Annotated in this window: 16 protein-coding genes; 8 read left to right on the forward strand and 8 right to left on the reverse strand. The window is 72.0% G+C overall.

Annotation, left to right across the window (positions count from 1 at the left end; translation table 11 throughout):
• Window positions 1–149 precede the first annotated feature (149 nt).
• Together FHW12_RS04130 and FHW12_RS04135 are read left to right on the forward strand one after the other, a co-directional pair.
• On the forward strand, window positions 150–926 hold the full coding sequence (locus tag FHW12_RS04130; RefSeq protein ID WP_182529697.1) for a hypothetical protein: 777 nt from the start codon (window positions 150–152) through the stop codon (window positions 924–926).
• A 55-nt stretch (window positions 927–981) separates the two neighbouring features.
• Window positions 982–1,869 (forward strand): class I SAM-dependent methyltransferase, encoded by an 888-nt coding sequence (locus FHW12_RS04135; protein WP_182529698.1) that lies wholly within the window; start codon window positions 982–984, stop codon window positions 1,867–1,869.
• Window positions 1,870–1,876: 7 nt separating this feature from the next.
• Here FHW12_RS04135 and FHW12_RS04140 read toward each other — a convergent pair whose 3' ends face one another.
• Both FHW12_RS04140 and FHW12_RS04145 read right to left on the reverse strand, forming a co-directional pair.
• Window positions 1,877–2,428, reverse strand: coding sequence for a hypothetical protein (locus FHW12_RS04140; RefSeq protein ID WP_182529699.1), 552 nt, complete (start codon window positions 2,426–2,428; stop codon window positions 1,877–1,879).
• A 125-nt stretch (window positions 2,429–2,553) separates the two neighbouring features.
• Window positions 2,554–3,507 carry a hypothetical protein gene (locus FHW12_RS04145; RefSeq protein ID WP_182529700.1) on the reverse strand — a complete coding sequence of 318 codons (954 nt, stop codon included), beginning with the start codon at window positions 3,505–3,507 and terminating at the stop codon, window positions 2,554–2,556.
• A 144-nt stretch (window positions 3,508–3,651) separates the two neighbouring features.
• On the opposite strand from FHW12_RS04145, the gene FHW12_RS04150 reads away from it, so the two are divergent.
• The 3 genes from FHW12_RS04150 (at window position 3,652) to FHW12_RS04160 (ending at window position 7,685) form a co-directional block, all read left to right on the forward strand.
• Window positions 3,652–5,736 carry a winged helix-turn-helix domain-containing protein gene (locus tag FHW12_RS04150; RefSeq protein WP_182529701.1) on the forward strand — a complete coding sequence of 695 codons (2,085 nt, stop codon included), beginning with the start codon at window positions 3,652–3,654 and terminating at the stop codon, window positions 5,734–5,736.
• Window positions 5,737–5,853: 117 nt separating this feature from the next.
• Complete coding sequence (locus tag FHW12_RS04155; protein ID WP_182529702.1) at window positions 5,854–6,279, forward strand: organic hydroperoxide resistance protein; 426 nt, start codon at window positions 5,854–5,856, stop codon at window positions 6,277–6,279.
• Between the two features lie 56 nt (window positions 6,280–6,335).
• Window positions 6,336–7,685, forward strand: coding sequence for a hypothetical protein (locus FHW12_RS04160; RefSeq protein ID WP_182529703.1), 1,350 nt, complete (start codon window positions 6,336–6,338; stop codon window positions 7,683–7,685).
• A gap of 6 nt (window positions 7,686–7,691) precedes the next feature.
• Here the strand turns inward: FHW12_RS04160 and FHW12_RS04165 are convergent, their stop codons facing one another.
• Complete coding sequence (locus FHW12_RS04165) at window positions 7,692–8,273, reverse strand: hypothetical protein (protein ID WP_220484291.1); 582 nt, start codon at window positions 8,271–8,273, stop codon at window positions 7,692–7,694.
• Between the two features lie 199 nt (window positions 8,274–8,472).
• On the opposite strand from FHW12_RS04165, the gene FHW12_RS04170 reads away from it, so the two are divergent.
• From FHW12_RS04170 to FHW12_RS04180, 3 genes are read left to right on the forward strand one after another with little or no spacing between them, the layout of a single operon-like run.
• The gene (locus FHW12_RS04170; protein ID WP_182529704.1) at window positions 8,473–9,099 is read left to right on the forward strand and encodes a carboxypeptidase regulatory-like domain-containing protein; all 627 of its coding nucleotides are present in this window, start codon (window positions 8,473–8,475) and stop codon (window positions 9,097–9,099) included.
• A gap of 4 nt (window positions 9,100–9,103) precedes the next feature.
• Complete coding sequence (locus tag FHW12_RS04175; RefSeq protein ID WP_182529705.1) at window positions 9,104–11,437, forward strand: putative bifunctional diguanylate cyclase/phosphodiesterase; 2,334 nt, start codon at window positions 9,104–9,106, stop codon at window positions 11,435–11,437.
• A complete protein-coding gene (locus tag FHW12_RS04180; protein WP_182529706.1) occupies window positions 11,434–12,648 on the forward strand; it encodes a hypothetical protein in 1,215 nt (404 codons plus the stop codon). The genes FHW12_RS04175 and FHW12_RS04180 overlap by 4 nt, the downstream gene beginning before the upstream one ends.
• On the opposite strand, the gene FHW12_RS04185 is transcribed toward FHW12_RS04180, so the two are convergent.
• The 5 genes from FHW12_RS04185 to kdpA are packed head-to-tail and all read right to left on the reverse strand — an operon-like array spanning window position 12,645 to window position 20,448.
• On the reverse strand, window positions 12,645–13,376 hold the full coding sequence (locus FHW12_RS04185; RefSeq protein ID WP_182529707.1) for a response regulator: 732 nt from the start codon (window positions 13,374–13,376) through the stop codon (window positions 12,645–12,647). The genes FHW12_RS04180 and FHW12_RS04185 overlap by 4 nt on opposite strands.
• A 46-nt stretch (window positions 13,377–13,422) precedes the next feature.
• On the reverse strand, window positions 13,423–16,056 hold the full coding sequence (locus FHW12_RS04190; RefSeq protein ID WP_182529708.1) for a sensor histidine kinase: 2,634 nt from the start codon (window positions 16,054–16,056) through the stop codon (window positions 13,423–13,425).
• Window positions 16,057–16,074: 18 nt separating this feature from the next.
• Window positions 16,075–16,668: a potassium-transporting ATPase subunit KdpC gene (gene kdpC, locus FHW12_RS04195; RefSeq protein WP_182529709.1), complete on the reverse strand. Its 594-nt coding sequence runs from the start codon at window positions 16,666–16,668 to the stop codon at window positions 16,075–16,077.
• 2 nt (window positions 16,669–16,670) lie between these two features.
• Window positions 16,671–18,713 (reverse strand): potassium-transporting ATPase subunit KdpB, encoded by a 2,043-nt coding sequence (kdpB, locus tag FHW12_RS04200; RefSeq protein WP_182529710.1) that lies wholly within the window; start codon window positions 18,711–18,713, stop codon window positions 16,671–16,673.
• A 10-nt stretch (window positions 18,714–18,723) separates the two neighbouring features.
• Window positions 18,724–20,448: a potassium-transporting ATPase subunit KdpA gene (kdpA, locus tag FHW12_RS04205; RefSeq protein WP_182529711.1), complete on the reverse strand. Its 1,725-nt coding sequence runs from the start codon at window positions 20,446–20,448 to the stop codon at window positions 18,724–18,726.
• Between the last annotated feature and the right edge of the window lie 8 nt (window positions 20,449–20,456).

A 20,456-nucleotide genomic window follows, 5' to 3' on the forward strand; every position in this document is an offset into this window, starting at 1 on the left:
CGCCCGTCCTTCCCGGAATGTTCGTGTTCGCGTGGATTTTTCGTTGCGCCCCGGCGGAAACGCGCCTGTCAACGATAGTGGCGTCGTCGCGTATATGCTTCGCCGGCAGGCCTGCCGTCGCGGCGGGTCCGGCGATCCCGGGGGAATCGATGGAAACGAAACACGTCGTGGGCGGGCTGCTCGCCGCCGTCCTGCTGCTGTTCACCGTGCACTGGCTGCGCGATCCGCTGCGCACCGCCTTGCCGTTCGGCACGACCGACCTCTCGTCGGTGCAGGCGCAGCTGAAACGGTTGACGCCCGCGGATCGCGCGCTGGTCGAAGCCTACGTCAAGCGCAGCAACGGCGACGTGCTGCCGGCGAAGTTCGCCGACCCCGACCAGCCGTTCACCGCGCGCACGTTCGGCGACGCGATCGCGCTCGAGAAGGCGTGGAGCGTCAAGCGCGGCAAGATGGACGCCGAAGCCGCGCAGCGCCAGGCCGAACGCGACGCCGCGATGGCGCCGCTGCGCGACGCGGTCGAGGCCGGCGTCGCGCGCGCGGAAGTGCTCGCACCGAGCGACCTCGTCGCGCCACCGGATCCGTCGGCGCCGGTCAAGCAGGCGCTGCCGAGCGAGGATGCGACGGTGTTCGTCGTCACCGTCTCGCTGCACAACCTCGGCAGCAAGACGATCACCGCCGTGCAGGGATCGCTCGAGGCGCACGACCGCGAAGCCTACCTGCCGCTCGACCTCTGCTGGATCGATCTCGCCGATCGCGAGCCGATCGAACCGGCGAGCCGCGCGCAGGTCCGCTGCGCGAACCCGAACCGGCACGTCAGCGAACAGCAACGCGCGTTCATCGACGACGACTCGGGGCGCTTCACGCTCGTATGGAACCCGAAACGGGTCGTGTTCGCCGACGGCTCGGTGCTCGAGAGCGGGTTGTGACGCGCGTGCGGCCGTTGCGGCCGGCATCGCCGCCTCGACGCCGCAGAGGATCCGCATGACCCTGCCCCGCCACGCCCGCTACGACGGCCCCGTGCTCACGCGCGAGGTCGCCGACGCGATGCGCGCCGCATTCGCCGCGGGGCATGCGGCCTGGTCGGGTTCGTTCGATCTCGGCCGCAGCCGCGGCGAAGCGACGCTGTCGACGACGGCATGGCGCTGGCGCGATCGCGACTATCCGTGGCCCGACGCGCTCAAGGAACGCACGATCTACGTATGGGACGGCGCGGCCTTCGTCGCCGCGCACCGCTACGACGGCGCGCTCATCAAGCTCGTGCCGACCGAATGGGGCGCGCCGACGTTCGAGATCGACGGCATCAAGATGCTGCCGACGTCGCAGCTGTCGCCGTATGCCGACGCGCAGCGCAAAGTGGCGCTGGTCGCGCCGCGTGGCAAGCACGTGCTCGACACGTGCGGCGGCCTCGGCTACTTCGCGCGCGCCTGCCTCGAGGACGGCGTCGGCAGCGTGCACTCGTTCGAGAAGAACGCGGACGTGCTCTGGCTGCGCAGCCTCAACCCGTGGTCGCCCGATGTCGCCGACGACGACGCGCGCGGCCGCCTGCTGCTCGAGCATGCGGACGTGTCGACGCGGATCGGCACGCTGCCCGACGCCGCCTACGACGCGATCCTGCACGACCCGCCGCGGTTCGGCATCGCCGGCGAGCTCTATTCGCAGGCGTTCTACGACGAACTCGCCCGCGTGCTGCGTCCGCGCGGGCGCCTGTTCCACTACACCGGCACACCGAACCGCAAGACGAGCGGGCGCGACGTGCCGCTCGAAGTCGCGCGGCGGCTCGCCAAGGCGGGCTTCGCCACCGAGCTCGCGCTCGACGGCGTGCTCGCGAGCAGGGCGCCGGGCACGCGCGCCGCGTCGCGCGCGCGCTGAGCACGCATCATCCTTTCGGCCAGCCGACCGCGAGGTCGAAGGTGACGTCGCAGCTCATGTCGGTGTCGTTCATCGGCGCCTCGCGTGCTTCGGTCGTCACCGCGCCACTCATGCGCGCGGCACCCTTCGTCGTGAACGCGACGTGGCCGTTGCCGCCGTCGAGCCCGGTCAGCGTGCCGTCGGGGGCGACGTACATGAGGTTGACGATCGTCGCCATGTCGAGCTCGCCGCCGGTGTGCGCGATCTCCATCCAGCCGGCCGCGGTCGCGCCGCGCTGCGCTTCGACGGCGTCGCCGCGCGGGCTCGTGAACGTGCTTTCGCCGGGTGCCGCGGCGCATGCGCTGCATTTCGCGAGCGCACCGCGATCGAGCGGCTTCGCGGTCAGGTAGATCGTCGTCGTGACGACGCCCTGCGCGTCGCGCGCGTCCTGGAACGCGATGCCGTCGGTGAAGGCGAGGCGCTTGCCGTCGCGTTCGCACCACCCCTTCACCGAATCGGCACGGGCGGGCGATGCAAGCACGAGCAGGAGCATGGGCAGGAAGGCGGAGACGATGCGCATGGGGGAGTCCGGTCGCGATCCCCGGCGGGGACCTCTTCTATCGGCACGCACGAAGGCGACGACGCGGGCCACTCGAGGTGCGCGGGCGAACCCGCGCCGTGCCGGACATACGTCCCGGCAGCATGTCACGGCGCCTCGTGCCGACGCGGCTGCGCGCGTTGTGGCGCGGCTTCGCCCGGCTCGAAGCCGTCGTCGAAGATCGCTTCCGGGTTCGGCACGAACGCGAGGAACGTACCGCCCGAGATGCCGCCGTCGGCCCCGTCGGCGAGGGTGCCGAGCAGCGCGCCGGTGGCGCGGTCGTAGCGGCGCACGCGATTGCCGGCGAGCACGAGCAGGCTGCCGTCGGGCGCGACGGCGAGGCCGGTCGGCCGGTTCAACCCGCTCACGAGCGTGCCGACGAAGGCGCCGGTCGCGGCATCGAAGCGGTAGATCGCGCCGCTGCCCTCGCCGCCGACGAGGATCGTCGCGCCTTCGTCGACGATGCCGCGCGTCTCGAACAGGCCGCCGCTGCCGCTCGCCACGAACGCGGCCTGCACCTGCGCGGTCGCAGGGTCGATGCGCGCGACGCTGCTCGAATCGTAGCCGGGCACGTAGAGCAGGCCCGCGTCGCTCATCATCAGGCCGTTGTCGGCGCCGAGCAGGCCGCTGTCGGTCGGCAGCAGCGTGCCGATCACCGAGCCGTCGAGCGGATCGAGTTCGAGCACGCGGCTGGTGCCGTAGCTCGCGACGTAGACGCGACCGTCGCTGCCGAACGCGAGGCCGGTCGGGTCGACGTCGGCGTCGAGCTGGGCGAACACGTCGACGAACGCGTAGCCGGCATGCGGGCGGTAGCGCTGGACCTGGTCGTCCCGCTCGCTGACGACGTAGAGCAGCCCGTCGGTCGGGTTCACGCGTACCGCCTGCGCGCCGTGGACATGCCCTTCCTGCTCGAGCTGGCGCAGGAACGCGCCGCTGCAGGCGTCGTAGATCGCGACGTTGTCCGAGAAGTAGCCGCTCACGAGCAGGTGCCAGGCACAGGTCGCCTGCGCGCTCGGCGTCACGAACGGCAGCAGCAGGGCGGCGGCGATGCGGATCGACATGGCGGTTTCCTCCGGCAGGGGCCAGCACGGTGGTCGTCGCCGCATCGAAGGTCCTTCGCGCGCGCCCGGCCATTCCTCCTTTTTTTCTCCTTTCCAGCGGCCTGCGTTGCGAGCCGGCGCTCCATGCTTGCTAGCATGCCGCGCATGGACGACCCGGCCCCGCCCGCGACCGCGTACCGCTTCCTCGACTGGCGTTACGAGCCCGCGCATCGCCGCCTCGTCGGCGCCACCGGCGAGATCCGCCTGAAGCCGCTGCTCGATCGCCTGCTGCGGCGCCTGCTCGACGAGCCGGATACGGTGCTCGCCCGCGAGCGCCTGATCGAGGAGGTCTGGACGCGTCGCGAAGTCAACGACGAAGTGCTGTCACGGGCGATCGCCGAACTGCGCGGCCTGCTCGGCGACGATGCGCGCGCGCCGCGCTACGTCGAAACGCTGTCGAAGGGCGGCTACCGCTGGATCGCGCCCGTCGAGCACATCGGCGCCACGGCGTCCGCCACGAATGCGAGCGAACCCGGCGCGCAAGCGTCGCCGCGACGCCTTGGCCTCGTCGCTGCGGCACTCGCCGTCGTCGCGCTGCTCGCTGCGTTCGCCGCTTGGCGCCATGCGCGCGAACGCGCCGCGAGCCCCGCGGCGCTCGCGGTCAACCTGCTCGGCGCGCATCCGCTCGCGAGCGACCCGCGCCTCGAGTACGACGCGCGCTTCGATCCGGCCGGACGCGTCGCCTACGTGCGCAGCGCGAACGACAGCGACGCGAGCGAGCTCGTGCTGGTCGACCCCAAGAGCCGCGCCGAGCGGGTTCTGTGGCAGGACGCGAGTGCATTGCGCCATCCGGCGCCGTCGCCGGATGGTCGCGAGATCGCCTTCACGCGCTACACCCGCGAAGGCTGCGAACTCTGGAGCGTCGCGCTGGTCGACCTGCAGCGCACGCGCCTCGGCGACTGCGCGGCGTCGCCGCAGGGCGGGCCCGAATGGGTCGACGGCGGCGACGCGCTCGTCCTCACCGGCGCCGCCGTCGATGCCGCGCACGCGCCGGGCCTCGTGCTGCTCGATCGCCGCCGCGGCACGCGCCGCGTGCTCACGACGCCGGACGTCGCCGAAGGCGCGCACGTCGACGCGCGCCTGTCGCCCGACCGCACGCGGCTCGTGTACGCGAGCCGGCACAGCGGCGAGGAGCAGCTCTGGCAGACCGACTGGCCCGACCTGCGCGAGCGCCGCGCGCTGCTCAAGCGCACGGAACCCGCCTACGGACACGCCTTCGAGCCCGACGGTGACGCGCTCTGGGTCGCCGGCGACCTCACCCTCTATCGCGCGCTGCATCGCCTGCGCGCGGGGCGCGGGCCCGAACTCATCGGCGGGCGCGGCGCGCTGTCGATCGATCTCGCGCCGGACGGCGCCGCGGTGTGGTCGGAAGCGAACTACGACGCCGACGTCTGGCTGCGCGCGAGCGCGGACGCGCCATGGATCGCGATCGCACGCTCGAATCGCTACGAGTCGCAGCCGGAGTTCTCCGCCGACGGTGCGCGCATCGCGCTGATCAGCAACCGCAACGGCGCCGAAAGCGTGCTCGTGGTCGACCGCCGCGACGGCCACGTGCGGCCGCTCGCGCTCGATCCCGCATTCCGATGGGTGCGCCCGACGTGGTCGATGCGCGGCGACGCGCTCGTCATCACCGCGTACGAGGAACGCCGCACGCGCCTGTACCGCTATCCACTCGACGGCGACGTCGCGACCCCGATCGCGGGTGTCGAGGCGGACGCGTTCCTCGGCGTCGAACTCGCCGATCGCCTCGTCTACCTCGGTGGCCACGGCAACAGTCGCCCGCTGATGCAGCTGCGCGTGGGTGCCGCGGCCGGCGAACGCGTCGGCATCGACGCGGTGACGACCTACCGCGCGTCGCAGGACTGGGTCGTCTGGCGCGCGCAGGGGTCGACCAACCTGCATGCCGCACGCTGGTCCGCGCCGGGCGCCGTGCGCGAGATCGCGAGCGACGACGACGGCGAAGCCTTCACGATCACGCGCGACGTGGTCACCTGGCTCGACCACGGCGCGCTGTGGCGCGCGACCCTGCCCGACGGCATCCCCGAGAAGATCGCGAGCGACCGCGTGCCGAACGGCAACGGGCCGAGTCTCGCCGCGAGCGCCGACGGTGCGCTCGCGCTGGTCACGCTGACGTCGCTGAGCATCGACCTCATGATCGCGGACGCGGCGCTGCCGGCCGCGTCGCGCTGAATCCCGGCATACTCCGGATCAAGTTTTCCGTACTCGGCGTCGCCCGCGCGCGAACGCGCGCAGGCACAGTACGTCCACGGCGCGACGCCGCATCCCCCATCCCCAAGGAGTCCGATCATGTCCATCGAAAAAATCCTCTACGTCGGCGAAGCCACCGCCACCGGCGGCCGCGAAGGCCAGGCTGCCTCGACCGACGGCGCGCTCGACGTCAAACTGTCGACGCCGCGCGAGCTCGGCGGTGGCGGCGGTAGCGGCACCAATCCCGAGCAGCTGTTCGCCGCGGGCTATTCGGCCTGCTTCCTCGGCGCACTCAAGTTCGTCGCGGGCAAGCAGAAGGTCACGCTGCCGGCCGACACGACCGTGACCGGCCGCGTCGGCATCGGCCCGATCCCGACCGGCTTCGGCATCGAGGCGCAGCTGACGATCCGCGTGCCCGGCCTGCCGCGCGAGCAGGTGCAGGCGCTCGTCGAACAGGCGCACCAGGTCTGCCCGTATTCGAACGCGACGCGGGGCAACATCGACGTGACCCTCGCGGTCGCGTGAGCGGAGCGGTGATCCCGCGCACGCGCGCGCATCGCGCGGACGAGCGATCGCGAGACGTGCGATCGCGAGGACTCGCGTGGCGCGCGTTCGATCTCGGTTTCGGCGGCGCGCTCGCCCTCGCGGGCGCGCTGCTCGCCTGGAGCGGCGTGGAGTCGGCGATCGCCTGGCGCGATCCACAGCTCGGCGGCCCGGCCCCGGCCGGGCAGGCATGGCGCTGGCATCGTGCGCTGACGCCCGCGTACGAGCGCTGGGCGCGCGAGCGGTCGGCCGACGCGCGCGCGGCGCGCCTGCCGATCGACGACATCGCAGGCACCGAATGGCCGCTGTTCGGTTCGGTGTACTACCTGCGCGCGACGGAGAACCTCGATCGCGCCTGGCAGCGAGCGCCCGACGGTCCGCGGCCGCGCGAGTACGCGCGCGGCGCGATCGACGCCTGCGCCGACCTGCTCGCAGATCCCGTGCAGGCGCACTGGGTGATGCAGCACTGGGGCGAGCGCGACTATCTGGATCGCGAGGACGTGTTCTACCGCATGATGCTCGTCGACGGGCTCGCGACGCAGTGGCGCCTGCTCGGCGCGTCGCCGCACGCCGAACTCCTGCGCGCGCAGGTCGACGCGTTTGCGAACGAGTTGTCCGCGTCCGCCGACGGCCTCCTCGCCGACTACCCGTCGCAGACGTTCCCGGCCGACGTCGCCGCGGCATGGCACGCGATCCGCCGCGCCGACGAAGTGCTCGGCACCGACCACCGTGCAGCGGCCGACGTCGCGCGCCGCGGCTTCGTCGACGCGATGGCACCCGACGGCGAACTGCCACCGTACGCGTGGTTCGGCGATCCGCCGCGGCCGACGCCCGTGCGCGGTTCGGCCAACGCGTGGCTGCTGCATCACGCGCCGTTCCTCTGGCCCGATCTCGCGCGGACGTGGTCGCGCGCGAACGACCGCCGCTACTGGGTGCCGTCGCGCTGGCTCGGCGGATACCGCGAATACGATGCGCGCGCGTCGGACATGGATTCCGGCGACATCGACTCCGGACCGATCGTCGCCGGCATCGGCACGGCCGCGAGCGCGTTCGGCATCGGCGCCGCGCGCAGCGTCGGCGACACCGGGCGTGCGCGCACGCTCGCGCTGCAGGCGGTCGCGCTGAGCATGCCGTTGCCGAATGGCCGCCTGCTGCTGCCGCGCCTCGCGTCCGACGCGACCGACGCGCCGCTGCTCGGCGAGGCGGCGCTGCTCTACAACCTCACGCAACCGCCCGCGCCCGGCTTCGACGCCGCGACCGCCCCCGTCGAGGCGACCCCGCGAGGGTTCTGGCTCGTGCTCGCGCTGCAGATGCTCGGCGGCCTGTTCCTGCTCCGCCGCGGCGCCCTGCGCATCGCGCGTGCGACGCGCCGTCGCGCACCCGTGTGAGGCGCGTCAGCGTACGCGCTCGAGCGTCTGCACCCAGTTCGTTTCCCAGGTCTTGCCGCCGTCGGGCGAGTACGCCTGTTCCCAGTGCGCGCCCGTCCGGGTGATCCGCGACCAGGTGAAGCGCACCTTGATCGGCTGGCCGCGCAGCGTGTCGTCCGCGTAGAACGTACCGACACCATCGACGAACCGGCCCTTGACCGGCGGATCGAGGTTGCCGAACGGGTTGCGGCCGTCGATCCACCAGATCGCCCACTGGCCCGTCTTCGGGTCGTAGGTGCGCGGCGCTACACCGCGGTAGATGCCGGTCGGCAGGTTGAACACCGTGTCGTCCACGTTCGCGCGTCCTTCCATGAGCGGCCACGAGTGGATCGTGCCGTCGAACTCGTACCAGTCGTGGCTGCCCGCGAGGACCTCCTTGAGGCGGCGGCTGTGCACGCGCCATTCGCCGACGAGGAAATCGAAATCGTGCAGGCCGCTCATGTCCTCCTTGACGACCGGCTTGGGCACGTCCTGCGATGCCCACGCGCCGGGTACCGGCGCGAGCGCCGCAGCGATCGTCAATCCGAAGGCGATGCTGAACGGTTTCATCTTCCACCTCGCGCGGCCGAAGGACCGCGCCACTATGGCATGTCCGCGCGGCGCGTACAGGGCCGAGGATTGCGCGTACCACCCGAACCGCCGGCCCACCGCCCCCCGGCTCCGGCCGATACGGCGCCGCCCGGCGCGCGAGCCCGATGCGCTAGACTGCCCGTGGCTCGTCCGTGAAGGGGAACGGATGCACGTCGGCATGCCAGCAATCGCTGCGTGGATGCTCGTTTCGACGGTCGCGACGGCCGCCGAGCTCGATGTCGTCGTCGTCGACGCACGCGGCGCGCCCGCCGAGGACGCCGTCGTCAGCCTGCACGGTGGCGACGCACCCCCACCGCGCGCGGCGGTCACGCGCGAGATCGACCAGCGCAACGAGACCTTCATCCCCTACGTGGAGGTGTTCCGGCCCGGCGACCGCGTGGTGTTCCGCAACAGCGATCGCACGCGCCACCACGTCTATTCGTTCGCGCCGGCGAAGTCGTTCGAGTTCGTCATCGCGCCCGGCGGCGATACACCCGCGGTCGTGCTCGATCGCGTCGGCGAGATCGCCGTCGGCTGCAACATCCACGACCGCATGATCACCCACCTGTACGTGTCGGACGCGCCGTGGGTCGCGAAATCCGATGCGCAGGGCCATGCCGTGTTCCGCGGCCTGCCGAACAGCCGCTACGAGGTGCGCGTGTGGCATCCGCAACTGCGGCCGGGCAAGGCCGAGCCCGAACAGGCCGTCGACGTCGCCGGCGACACCGCGACCTTGCGCTTCTCGCTGCCGCTGCTCGCCGACCCGCGGCCCGATCCCGCCGACAACGAGCGCGCGCGCTACTGACACCATGAATTTCCGCCTGCGCCTCGCCCTGCTGTTCGTCACGACACTCGTCGCGGTGCAGGTGTTCACGGCGCTGCTCGCCTACGGCGTCGCGCGCCGCGCGCTGATCGCCGACGGCGAACGCCAGCTCGCGGTCGGCGCGGCCGCGGTCGCGCACCAGCTCGACGACATCTCCTCGCGCGTCGCCGACAACGTGCAGGTGCTCTCGCTCGACTTCGCGTTGCGCGCCGCGATCGCGCAGAACGACCAGAGCACGGTGCTGTCGGCACTGCGCAACCACGGCCGGCGCATCGGCGCCGAACGCATGCTGCTGGTCGGCCTCGACGGCACGGTGCGCTCGGATACTGCCGAACCCGCCGGCGGCGCCTTTCCGTTCGCCGATCTCGCCGACGCGGCGCTCGATCATCCGGCCGCGGCGGTCGTCGCGCTCGACGGCAAGGCGTACTGGATGATCGTCGTGCCGGTCTACGCGCCGAAGCCGATCGCGCTGATCGCCGCCGGCATCCCGGTCGACGACGCGCTGCTCGCCCATCTCCAACAGCTGTCCGCACTGCCGAACACGCTCGAACTCGTCACCCGCGGTGCCGACGACCGCTGGACCGGCATCGCGCACGGCGACGACCGCGTCGGCATCGCGCCCGCGCTGGCCGGGCGCGAACTGCCGCTGCAACCGACGCTCGTGCGCCTCGACGCGAGCGAGTACGTCGTGCTCGCGACGCGGCTGCGCGAATCCGAGCGCAGCACGCCCGTCGCCGCCGTGCTCGGCTATTCGCTCGACGACGCGCTGCGGCCGTACCGCTCGGTCGCGATCGCGTGGGCGAGCCTGGTCGCGCTCGGCCTCGCGATCGGCCTCATCGGCGCTCTGCTGATCGCGCGCGGCGTCGCGCGCCCGATCGAGAAGCTCGCAGCCGCCGCGCACCGCATCGGCACCGGCGACTACGCGCCGGCCGCGCCGATGATCAAGAGCGACGAGGTCGGCCAGCTCGCCGCTGCGCTCTCGAACATGACGCTGGCGATCGCCGAGCGCGAGGAACGCATCCGCTACCAGGCCGAACACGACGCGGTCACCGCGCTGCCGAACCGGCACGCCGCGGAGGCGGTGATCCGCCACGCGCTGTCGACCCGGCCGGCGGCCGGCGCGCTGCTGATGGTCGGCCTCGCACGACTGCCCGAGATCATCCAGACGATGGGCCACACGATCAGCGACCGCCTCATGCGCGACGCCGGCGCGCGCCTGCGCCCGTTCGCTGCACGCGGCGTCGTCGCGCGCGCGACCGACACGCAGTTCGCGCTCTGGCTCGACGGCGCCGACAAGGCCGACGCGATCGCGATCGCGTTCCGCATCCTCGACGTGCTCGGCGTGCCGTACCAGGAGTCGGACCTGTCGATCGACGCCGCGCCGGCGATCGGCATCGCGCTGCATCCCGTCCACGGCGAGGAAGCGAGCACCCTGCTGCGGCGCGCCGAGATCGCGCTGTTCGCCGCGCTCGGCGCGGAGGATCCGGTCGCGGTCTACGACGCGAGCACCGATCCGCACCGTCCCGAACGCCTCACCCTGATGACGGAGCTGCGCGAGGCGCTCGACCGCAACCAGCTGCGCCTGCACTACCAGCCGAAGCTGCGCCTCGCCGACGATCGCATCGACGGCGCCGAAGCGCTGCTGCGCTGGCAGCACCCGCTGCGCGGCGCGGTGCCGCCCGACACCTTCATCCCGCTCGCCGAGCGCACCGGCAACATCCGCCGCGTCACGCGTTGGGTGCTCGCGAGCGGCATCGCGCAGGCGCACGTCTGGGCCGCGCGCGGGCACGCGCTGCGCATCGCGATCAACCTGTCCGCGCGCGACCTCGACGACGCCGACCTGCCGACGCGCGTCGCCGACCTGCTGTCGCTGCACGCCGTCGCGCCGCGCAACATCGTGCTCGAGCTCACCGAGAGCGCGGTGATGGGCGAGCCCGATACCGCGGTGCAGGTGCTCAAGCGGCTCGCCGACCTCGGCATCGACCTGGCGATCGACGATTTCGGCGTCGGCCAGTCCTCGCTCGCCTACCTGCGCCGCCTGCCCGTGCGCGAGATCAAGATCGACCGCTTCTTCACCCAGAAGCTCGGCGAGGACGTCGGCGACCGCACGCTCGTGCGCTCGATCGTCGAACTCGGCCATCGCCTCGGCTACCGCGTGACCGCCGAAGGCATCGAGACGCGCGCCGCGTTCGAATATCTGCGCGACGTCGGCTGCGACCACGTGCAGGGCTACTACATCGCGGCCGCACTCGAGCCCGACGCGCTCGAAGCGATGCTCACGCGCGACGGCGGCGCGACGAACCGCGGCGTGCGCGCGTGAGATGCACGATCGCGATCGCCGCGTGCGTCGTCCTCGCGCCGACCGCGCGCGCCGCCGACCTCGACGTGCACGGCTACCTCGACTGCCGCCTCGTCGCGCATGCCGGCGAGCGTAGCTACGCAAACGGTGGCCTCGGCAAGACGCGCTTCGGCGGCGACGGCTCGGACGCGACCTGCGTGCAGGCGGCCATCGCCGCGAGCGTCGTGCTCACGCCGGCGCTCGTCGCACGCGCGGACCTGCAGTACCAGGCCACCGGCCGCGACGAGTTCGCGCTGCTCGACGCCTGGCTGCGCTACCGCCCGGTATCGACCACGCCGCTGCGCTGGTCGGTGAAACTCGGCGCGTTCTTCCCACCGGTCTCGCTCGAGAACGACGCGATCGGCTGGACCAGTCCGTGGACGCTCGATTCGTCGGCGATCAACGCCTGGGTCGGCGAGGAACTGCGCAGCATCGGCGCGGAAGGCACCCTCGAATGGCGCGGCGAACGCTCGACCGTGTCGGGCGTGTTCGCGCTCGTGCGCAGCAACGACCCCGCCGGCGAGCTGCTCGCGGCGCGCGGCTGGTCGATCAGCGACCTCGTCTCCGGCCTCGGCAGCCGCGTGCGCGAACCCGACGCCTACGCCGTCGACAACGACGAACCCGTGCCGCTGCGCTTCAATCCCTTCCTCGAGAACGACGGCCGCCTCGGCTGGTACGCCGGCGCGAGCTGGGAAGCGCGCGGCGTCGGCGCGATCAGCCTGCTGCGCTACGACAACGAAGCGGATCCCGCGAGTCGCAGCCGCGGCGCGTCCCCGGTACTGAGCTGGCACACCGACTTCTGGAGCCTCGGCGCGCAGTCGCGCATCGGCGACGTCGTCCTGCTCGGCCAGGCGATGAGTGGTTCGACCGCGATCGCACCGTCGCCGTTCTTCAGTACGACCACCGATTTCCGCGCGGCCTACCTGCTCGCCGGCTGGGATCGCGGCGCGTGGCGGCCGGCGCTGCGCATCGACGCGTTCTCGACCGACCAGCTGCCGCGCTCGATCGACGGCCGCGTGCGCGAGCACGGCACCGCGCTCACGCTCGCGCTGAACTGGCGTCCGCGCGAATGGCTGCGCGTGACCGGCGAGGCGCTGCACGTGCGCAGCTGGCGCAACCAGCGCGAACTCGAAGGCTTGCCCGCGCAACGCGACGACACGCAGCTGCAGCTCGGCGTGCGCGTCGTGTTCTAGCGCCCGGCGGCGTCGTGCGTGTCCGGCGCGACGAGCAGGCGCAGGCCGACGCCGGGCTCGGTCGCGATCCAACGCGGCGCGGTCGGATCGTCGCCGAGCTTCTGGCGCAGCTTGCCGACGAGGATGCGCAGGTAGTGCGTGTCGTGCTCGTGGGTCGGTCCCCATACCTCGCGCAGGATCTGCGGCTGCGTGACGACGCGCCCCGCGTGGCCGACGAGCAGCGCGAGCAGCGCGTACTCCTTGCGCGTGAGCACGAGCACCTCACCGCGCAGCTTCACCTCGCGGCGCGCGAGATCGACCTGCAGCGTGCCGTCGTCGAACACCGGCGACGCGTCCGCCGGCGCGGCGCGTGCGCGCAACAACGCGCGCACGCGCGCCATGAGTTCCTGCACGCCGAACGGCTTGGTCACGTAGTCGTTCGCGCCCGCGTCGAGCGCGCGCACCTTCTCCGCCTCGCCCGCGCGCACGGTGAGCAGGATCACCGGCACGCCCGACCATTGGCGCAGGTCACCGAGCACCTCGTGGCCGTCGCGATCGGGCAGGCCGAGGTCGAGGATCACGAGGTCGGCGCCGTGCGTCGCGAGCGCAGCGAGGCCGGCGCCGCCGTCGGCCGCGGTCTCGACGCGATAGCCCTGCGCGCGCAGGCTGATGTCGAGGAAGCGGCGGATCTGCGGCTCGTCGTCGATGACGAGGATGCGCGCGGCGGCGGCGTTGGCGGGCTCGCTCATGCGGTCATCCTAGCGTCCGCGCGGAGGCGGCGCGAATCCGCGGCGGTCACGCGGGTTCGGTGCGCGGCAACGTGATGCGGATCGTCGTGCCGTGCCCGTCGGCGCCGGGCAGCGCTTCGACGCTGCCGCCGTGCGCGCCGATCATGCCGCGACAGATCGCGAGGCCGAGGCCGGTGCCCTGGCGGCCGCGATCGCCGCGCTCGACGCTGTAGAACATGTCGAAGATGCGCCGGCGCTCGTCCTCGGGGATGCCCGGCCCGCGGTCGCGCACGTCGATGCGCAATGCGCCGTCGTCGAGCACGCGAGCCTCGATCGCGATCGCCTCGCCCGCGGGCGAGAACTTCGCCGCGTTCTCGATCACGTTGAACAGCGCCTGCTCGATCAGCGCCGGATGCACCCAGATCGGCCCGATGCCGTCGCCGACCGTGATGTCGAAGCGCGCACCGGGCTGGTAGCGCTGCAGGCGCGCGACCGCGGAGCCGATGAGTTCGTCGACGCCGATCCAGTCGCGATTGAGCGCGAGGCCGCCGTGGCCGAGGCGGGTCATGTCGAGCAGGTTCTGGATGTAGCGGTCGAGCCGCTCGCCTTCGAGGCGGATCGTCTCGAGCAGGCCGTGGCGATCCTCGTTGTCCATCGCCGCCGCGTAGTTGTCGAGGCTGCTCGCCGCGCCGATGATCGACGCGAGCGGCGAACGCAGGTCGTGCGACACCGACGACAACAAGGCGGAGCGCAAGCGTTCGGTCTCGCCGCTCACGCGCGCGTCCTGCAGGTCGCCGACGAGGCGCACGCGCACGATCGCCTGCGCGATGTCCTCGGCCATCGCCTCGGCGAGCCGGCGCTGCTCGGCGCCGAGCCGCGCCTGCTTCGCCTCGAAACGCAGGCCGAGCACGCCGGCGTCGTCGCCGCCGGTCGCGAGCGGCAGGAACCACCAATCCGCCGCGGCCAGCGTGTCGGTATAGCGGCCGGCCGGCTGCGCGCGGCGACGCGCCCAGTCCGCCGCGGCGCGATCGCGGTCGCCGAGCGCGGCGTCGCGCAGCGGCACGCCGCCGAATTCGATCAGCGCATCGGCGCCGAGCGCGCGCTTGAGCGCGTGCGTGCCCGCGCTGACCACTTCGCCGAGGTCGGCCGCGCCCGCGAGCGCTTGCGACAGGCCCTGCAACGCGGTCGCGTGCACGTTCGCCGCCTGCAGCCCGAGCACCTGCGCACGCAGGCGCGAGGCGAGGCGCCCCGCGACGAGTGCGGCGAGCAGGAACAGGAACACGGTCGCGACGCCCTGCCGCGCACTGATGTAGAACGTGTAGCGCGGCTCGATGAAGAAGAAGTCGTAGCTGACGAAGCACAGCGTCGCCGCGATCACTGCAGCGGTCATGCCGGTGCGCGCGGCGACGAGCACGACCGCGACGATGAACACCATCGACAGGTCGTGCAGCCCGGCCCAGCGCTCGGCGAGCGCACCGATCGCCGCTGCCGCGACCGCGGCGAATATCGCGAGCGCGGCGTCGCTGCGATCGAGCCAGCCACGCAGGTCGCGCAGCGAGCGCCGTGCCTTCGCGCGCGCCTCGGGCGTGCTCACGATCGTCAGCTCGTAGTGCGCGCCGCGCTGGATCAGCTGCTGGGTGAGCGTGCGGTTGAGCATGCGCGCGAACGGCCGTTCGCGCGTGCGCCCGAGCACGATCGCCGAGGCGCCGCTGCGCGCGGCGTGGTCGAGCAGCGTATCGACGATGCTCGAGCCGTGCAGCAGTTCGGTCTCGCCGCCGAGTCGTCGCGCGAGCGCGAACGCGCGATCGAGTTCCATCTGCCGCGCGGCGTCGACCACGCCGCTGCCCTGCACGCTGACCACGCTCCACGGCGCGTCGCGGCGCTCGGCGAGACGGCGGCCGACGCGCACGAGGTATTCCGACTGGCCGCGACCGTCGATCGCGACGAGCACGCGCCGGCGCAGCGACGCGCCCGGCAGGCCGCGCGCGGCCTGCGCCTCGCGCAGGTCGCTGTCGACGCGGTCCGCCGCGGTCTGCATCGCGAGCTCGCGCAAGGCGGCGAGGTTCGACGGCGAGAAGAACGCCTGCAGCGCCTGCGTCGCCTGCTCCGGCACGTACACCTTGCCCTGCTGCAGGCGCTCGATGAGTTCGCGCGGCGGCAGGTCGACCAGCACGATGTCGCGCAGGCGGTCGAACACGACGTCGGGCACCGTCTCGGCGACGCGCACGCCGGTGATCCGGTACACGACGTCGTTGAGGCTCTCGAGGTGCTGGATGTTGATCGTCGTGTGGACGTCGATGCCGGCGTCGAGGAGCTCGAGCACGTCCTGCCAGCGGCGCTCGTGGCGGCTGCCGGGCACGTTGCGATGAGCGAGTTCGTCGACGAGTGCGAGCGCGGGCCGGCGCGCGAGCATCGCGTCGAGGTCGAATTCCTCGAGCACGCGCCCGGCGTACTCGACGCGCCGACGCGGCAGCTGTTCGAGGCCTTCGAGCAGGGCCGCGGTCTCGACGCGGCCGTGCGTCTCGACGATGCCGACGACGACGTCGACGCCACGGCGCCGCAACTCGCGCGCGCGACCGAGCATCGTGTAGGTCTTGCCGACGCCTGGCGCGGCGCCGAGGAAGATCGTGAGGCGGCCGGCGCCCTCGCGACGCAGTTCGCCGATGAGGGCGTCGGCCTGGGCGCTGCGCGGGTCGTTCATCGGCGCATTGTGCCGCGTTCAGCGCGCGCGTGCGTCGAGCGCGAGGTTGAGTTCGAGCACGTTGACGCGCGGCGCGCCGAACAGGCCGAACTGGCGCCGCTCGATGTGCCGCTCGACCAGGGCGGCGACGTCCGCCTCGGCGAGGCCACGCGCCTTGGCCACGCGCGCGACCTGCAGCCGCGCGGCGGCCGGCGACACGTGCGGATCGAGGCCGCCCCCGGACTCGGTCACGAGGTCGCCCGGGACGGCCTCTCGTGCGACACCCTCGCGCGCGGCGACCGCGGCGAGCGCGTCGTCGAGGCGCTTGCGCAGGTCCGGATTGCTGCGCGCCTGGTTGCTGCCGCTCGCGGCCATCGGGTCGTAGTTGGCCGCGGACGGCCGCGGCGAGAAGTAGCGCGCGTCGGCGAACGGTTGCGCGACGAGCGCGGAACCGACGACCTTGCCGCCCTGCTCGACCAGGCTGCCGGTGGCGGCGTGCGGGAACAGCACGCGACCGAGCGCGGTCCCCGCGAGCGAATAGAGGAAGCCGTAGCCGACGAGCACGATCGCGGCGAGGACGAAGGCGGCTCGCCAGGAGGCGCGATCATCGAGATGGGAGGGCGAGTGGTTCACGGTCAGACTCCGATGGCGGCGAGCAGGAGGTCGATCGCCTTGATGCCGACGAACGGCAGCAGCACGCCGCCGAGGCCGTAGACGAGCATGTTCCGGCGCAGCAGCGCGACCGCGCTCGCCGGCTTGAAGCGCACGCCCTTGAGCGCGAGCGGGATCAGCGCGGGAATGATCAGCGCGTTGAACACGAGCGCGGACAGCACCGCGCTGTTCGGGCTGGCGAGGCGCATCACGTTGAGCGAGGCCATCGACGGCAGCGCCGCGGCGAACATCGCCGGCAGGATCGCGAAGTACTTCGACACGTCGTTGGCGAGCGAGAACGTGGTCAGCGCGCCGCGCGTGATCAGCTGCTGCTTGCCGACCTCGACCACCGCGAGCAGCTTGGCCGGATCGTTGTCGAGGTCGACCATGTTGCCGGCCTCCTTCGCCGCCTGCGTGCCCGAGTTCATCGCCACGCCGACGTCGGCCTGGGCCAGCGCGGGCGCGTCGTTGGTGCCGTCGCCGACCATCGCGATGAGGTGGCCGGCGGCCTGTTCGGCGCGGATGCGCGCGAGCTTGTCCTCCGGCCTCGCTTCGGCGATGAAGTCGTCGACGCCCGCCTCCGCGGCGATCGCCGCCGCGGTGAGCGGGTTGTCGCCGGTGATCATCACGGTGCGGATGCCCATCTCGCGCAGGCGCGCGAAGCGTTCCTTCACGCCGTGCTTGACCACGTCGGAGAGTTCGATCACGCCGAGCACGTGCTTGCCGTCGGCGACGACGAGCGGCGTCGCGCCGCCGCGCGCGACCTGCTCGACGCGCGCATCGAGCTCGGGCGAGACCACGCCGCCGAGCGCGCGCACGTGGCGCGCGATCGCGTCGCTCGCGCCCTTGCGGATCGAGCGCGCCCCGACGTCGACGCCGGACATGCGCGTCTGCGCGCTGAACGAGACGAACGTCGCCTGCTGCGGGTCCTCGACGCGGCTGCGCAGCTCGCGCGCGAGGCGGACGATCGACTTGCCTTCCGGCGTCGGATCGGCGAGCGACGACAGCAAGGCGGCGTCGCGCAGCTGCTCGCGATCGATGCCGCCGAGCGGATGGAACGCCGTCGCCTGGCGGTCGCCGTGGGTGATCGTGCCGGTCTTGTCGAGCAGCAGCACGTCGACGTCGCCGGCGACTTCGACCGCCTTGCCCGACTTGGCCAGCACGTTCGCCTTGAGCGCGCGGTTCATGCCGGCGATGCCGATCGCCGGCAGCAAGCCGCCGATCGTCGTCGGGATGAGGCAGACGAGCAGCGCGATGAGCAGCAGCGGATCGAGTTTCACGCCGACGAAACCGGCGAGGAACGGCAGGGTCACGCAGACGACGAGGAAGGTCAACGTCATCGCCGCGAGCAACATCGTCAGCGCGATCTCGTTGGGCGTCTTCTGCCGGTTCGCACCCTCGACGAGCGCGATCATGCGGTCGAGGAAGCTGCCGCCGGGCTCGGCGCTCACGCGCACGACGATTTCGTCCGAGAGCACCTTCGTTCCGCCGATCACGCCGCTGCGATCGGTACCCGCTTCGCGCAGCACCGGAGCGGATTCACCGGTGACCGCGGCTTCGTTGATCGTCGCGACGCCGCGTTCGATCTCGCCGTCGGCCGGAACGAACTCGCCCGCGCTGACGAGCACGCGGTCGCCCGCCCGCAGTTCGCTCGCCGCCACGCGCGTCTCGTTGCCGGCGTCGTCGAGGCGGCGACCGACCAGGTCGCGCCGCGCCGCGCGCAGCGACGCGGCCTGGCCGCGCCCGCGCGCCTCGGCGACCGCTTCGGCGAAGTTCGCGAACAGCACGGTGACGAACAGCGTGGCGGTCACCGCGATGCCGAACGCCTTGTCGGCCGACGCGGCGATCGTGATCAAAGCGGACAGCAGCGTACCGAGCAGCACGACGGCCATCACCGGGCTGCGCATCGCCTGGCGCGGTGCGAGCTTGCGGAACGATTCGGCGATCGCCGCGCGCAGGCCGGCGGCATCGAGCCCGCCGGCAGGATGGCGGCGAGCGGCGCCGAGGTGGAGCGGAAGGTCGGTCACGGCGGATTCCTCACGAAACGGCGAGCGACAGGTGCTCGGCCACCGGGCCGAGCACGAGCGCGGGCATGAACTGCAGGACGGTCAGGATCACGATCACCGCGACGAGGGTGAGCGCGAAGGTCGGCGTCTCGACGTGCAAGGTGCCTGCACTCTCCGGCGCGACCTTCTTGCGCGCCATCTGGCCGGCGATCGCCAGCGGCACGATCAACGCGGGATAGCGGCCGAGGATCAGCACGAGCGTGCACGACAGGTTCCACCAGTAGGTGCCGTCGCCGAGCCCCTCGAAGCCCGAGCCGTTGTTGGCGAATGCGGAGACGTACTCGTAGAAGACCTGGCTGACGCCGTGGAAACCGGGATTCGAGTTCGCCGTGATCGACGGGAAACTGAGCGCGATCGCGGTGAAGCCGAGCACGACGATCGGTTGCAGCAGGATCAGCAGCGCGAGCAGGCGCACCTCCGGCGCCTCGATCTTGCGCCCGAACAGCTCCGGCGTGCGGCCGGTCATGAGGCCGGCGAGGAACACCGCGAGCAGCAGGTAGACGAGGAACTGCATGAGGCCGCAGCCGATGCCGCCCCAGATCGCGTTGACGAGCATGTCGACGATCGCGATGCCGCCGGTCAACGGCGCGAGCGAGTCGTGCATCGCGTCGACCGAGCCATTGCTCGTCTGCGTGGTCAGGGTCGCCCACAGCGCCGAGGCGTCGGCGCCGAAGCGCACTTCCTTGCCTTCCATGAGCGCGATGTCGTGCGCGCTCGCCGAGTGCCCTTCCGACCACACGCCGAGCCCGGTCGAAGCGACCGACATCAGCAGCATGCTGCCGAACACGAGCGCGGCGAAGCGGCGCCGGCGCACGAAGCGGCCGGCCATGAACGTGACCGCGACCGGGATCAGCACGATCGCGAGCACCTCGAGCGCGTTCGAGAACGGCGTCGGATTCTCGAGCGGCATCGCACTGTTCGGCCCGTACCAGCCACCGCCGTTGGTGCCGAGCTGCTTGACCGCGACCATCGGCGCGACCGGGCCGAGCGGGATGTGCTGCTGCTTGAGTTCCGCGCTCGCATCGATCGGCGTGACCGTCGGTCCACGCTCGAGGGTCGCGGGCACGCCCTGCGAGGTGAGCAGCACCGACCAGACGAGGCACAGCGGCAGCATGAAGCGCAGCGTCGCGCGCGTGAGGTCGACCCAGTAGTTGCCGAGGTCGCGCTCGATGGGGACCTGCGTCGGTGCGCGTTCGCCATCCGCGTGCCGCGCCTGCGCGTCGCGTCCGCCGAACAGGCCGCGCAAGGTCGCGACGACCATCGCGAGCCCCATCATCGGCGTGATCACCTGCAGGCCGACGATGCCGACCATCTGCGACAGGTACGACAACTGCGCCTGGCCGGAATAGTGCTGCTGGTTGGTGTTGGTGAGGAACGACACCATCGTGTGCAGCGCGAGATCCCAGCGCATGTTCGGCGCGCCGTCCGGATTCAACGGCAGCCACGCCTGGGTCATGAACTGCAGCCAGACCAGCGCGCCGAGCACGACGTTGCTGACGACGAACGCGCGCGCGTAGCCCTTCCACGACATGCCTCGCCGCGGATCGGTGCCGAGCGCGCGATAGGCCAGGCGTTCGAGCGGATCGAACACGACGTCGAGGCGCGACGCGTCGCCGCGCATCACGCGCGCGAGGTACAGGCCGAGTGGCCAGCCGAGGGCGATCGCCGCGGCGAATACGAGCAGGATTTCGATCATGGCAATGG

The organism is Dokdonella fugitiva, from assembly GCF_014138265.1.
Lineage (GTDB): Bacteria > Pseudomonadota > Gammaproteobacteria > Xanthomonadales > Rhodanobacteraceae > Dokdonella_A > Dokdonella_A fugitiva_A.